Source organism: Pseudomonas sp. SDO52101_S400 (genome assembly GCF_054071635.1).
This window is the reverse complement of record NZ_JBSVWF010000129.1, coordinates 1-2397: the sequence shown is the minus strand read 5'-3', so window position 1 is coordinate 2397 and position 2397 is coordinate 1. Positions and strand designations below refer to the sequence as shown.

General features: G+C 58.4%; 2 protein-coding genes. Both read left to right on the top strand.

Annotation, left to right across the window (positions count from 1 at the left end; all coding sequences use genetic code 11):
* Positions 1-126 precede the first annotated feature (126 nt).
* Positions 127-1140 carry an aldo/keto reductase gene (locus ACW9HX_RS29005; RefSeq protein ID WP_457383204.1) on the top strand — a complete coding sequence of 338 codons (1014 nt, stop codon included), beginning with the start codon at positions 127-129 and terminating at the stop codon, positions 1138-1140.
* A gap of 285 nt (positions 1141-1425) precedes the next feature.
* Positions 1426-2307 carry an EamA family transporter RarD gene (gene rarD, locus ACW9HX_RS29000; RefSeq protein WP_457383203.1) on the top strand — a complete coding sequence of 294 codons (882 nt, stop codon included), beginning with the start codon at positions 1426-1428 and terminating at the stop codon, positions 2305-2307.
* Positions 2308-2397: the final 90 nt, after the last annotated feature.

Sequence of the window (2397 nt, the reverse complement as noted above, 5' to 3'; positions counted from 1 at the left end):
ACAGTGGCGATAAACGGTATTTATTTCCGCGACTGTTACGGGGCCTCTGCTGGATAAATTCACTTTGCCGCGCCGGATGCTTCTGGTATTTGATGGAAACTTTCCCACCGACAAAAGGATTTCGGCATGAGCTATCGCACACTGGGTCACTCGGGGTTGCAGGTGTCCACCCTCACTCTCGGCACGATGATGTTTGGCGAGCAGACCAGCGCGGAGGATTCGCTGCGCATCATCGACAAGGCGTGGGATCAGGGCATCAACTTCATCGACACGGCTGACGTCTACACCAATGGCCGCTCGGAAGAGATCGTCGGCGAAGCCATCGCCCGTCATCGCCACGAATGGGTGCTGGCGACCAAGGTCGGTTTCGGCCCGGTGGACGGTGTTCCGAACCGCAGCGGCTTGAGCCGCAAGCATATCTTCAATGGTCTGGAAGCCAGTCTGAACCGGCTCGGCACCGACTATCTCGACATCTATTACCTGCACCGCGAAGACCACAACACACCGCTTGAAGTGACGATTTCGGCCATCGGCGATCTGATTCGCCAGGGCAAGATCCGTTATTGGGGCCTGTCGAACTATCGCGGCTGGCGGATTGCAGAGGTGATTCGCGTGGCGGACAAACTCGGGGTCGATCGCCCGGTGATCAGCCAGCCGCTGTACAACATCGTCAACCGTCAGGCTGAAACCGAACAGATCACAGCCGCCCAGACTTACGGCCTCGGCGTGGTGCCTTACAGCCCGCTGGCCCGTGGCGTGCTCAGTGGCAAGTACGCACCGGACGTGACCCCGGACGCCAACAGCCGTGCCGGGCGTCAGGACAAGCGGATTCTGGAAACCGAATGGCGTGTGGAGTCGTTGCGCATTGCCCAGCAGATTCAGCAATACACGAAAGAGCGTGGGGTCGGAATTGTCGAGTTTGCGATTGCCTGGGTGCTGAACAACGGCGCCGTGACGTCGGCGATTGTCGGGCCGCGCACTGAAGAGCAATGGGATGCGTACACCAAGGCACAGGCGGTGAAGATTACGGCGGAGGATGAGGCGTTTATCGACTCGCTGGTGACGCCGGGGCATGCGTCTACGCCGGGGTTTAATGATGTGAGCCATTTTGTGTCGGGGCGCAAACCGCGTTCGGCTTGAGACCGCTGCCCTCACCCTAGCCCTCTCCCGGAGGGAGAGGGAACCGATTGGGGGATATTGAAGCTAAGCTTTTGCCTGAAGCTCTCGTGGTGAATCCACAATCGACTCGGACTTTCACGTCGCTGAAACTCCTGAGACACCTCGGTCAGTCCCCTCTCCCTTCGGGAGAGGGTTAGGGTGAGGGGCTTTTGGATCTGTTGAAAATAATGACCATCTGGCCAATATTCACCACAAAAACCACGTATCCTGCGCGCCCCGTTTGACCATCACCCCCGCGAGGACAGTTTGTCTAAAGGTATCGCTCTATCGGTGACAGCATCGACGCTGTTTGCCGTCATGTATTACTACACCTCGTTGCTCACCCCGTTGAGCGGCGTGGAAATCTACGGTTGGCGGATGTTGCTGACCGTGCCCTGCATGACCGTGTTCATGTTGTTGTCCGGCGAATGGCGGCGGGTGCTGGAGCTGCTGCGCCGGGTCCCTGCACTGCCGAAGTTGATCGGTGGCCTGATCCTTTCGTCCGCACTGCTGGGCGTGCAGTTGTGGCTGTTCATGTGGGCGCCGCTCAATGGTTACAGCCTCGATGTGTCGCTGGGCTACTTCCTGTTGCCGCTGGCCATGGTGCTGACCGGCCGCATCGCTTATGGCGAGAGCCTGTCGTACTTGCAGAAAGTCGCGGTGTTTTTTGCCAGCCTCGGCGTGTTGAACGAGTTGTATCAGGTCGGTGGTTTTTCCTGGGCGACGCTGGTCGTTGTCGTCGGTTACCCGTTGTATTTCGTGCTGCGCAAATACCTCAAGACCGACAACCTCGGCGGCTTGTGGGTCGACATGACGCTGATGCTGCCGGTCGCGTACTGGTTCGTGCACAGTGGCGAACAAGGTTTCGCGGTATTCGACCAGTACCCGGCACTGACGTGGTTGATTCCGCTGCTCGGCCTGATCAGTGCGTCGGCGCTGGTGGTGTACATCATTGCCAGCCGCTTGCTGCCGTTCAGCCTGTTCGGCTTGTTGAGTTACGTTGAGCCGGTGTTGCTGCTGGGCGTGGCGCTGCTGCTCGGCGAGAGCATCAAACCCGGTGAATGGCTGACCTACATCCCGATCTGGCTGGCGGTGGTGGTGCTGGTGTTTGAAGGGTTCAAGCATCTGATGCGCCAACGCAGGCCTTAAAAGCAGCACAAAACAAATGTGGGAGCGGGCTTGCTCGCGAAGGCGTCGGATCAATCAAATGAAGTGTTGGATGAACGATTGCTTTCGCGA

Coding starts and splice junctions, on each gene's coding strand:
- ACW9HX_RS29005 (WP_457383204.1), top strand. CDS start 127: ATGAGCTATCGCACACTGGGTCACTCGGGGTTGCAGGTGTCCACCCTC.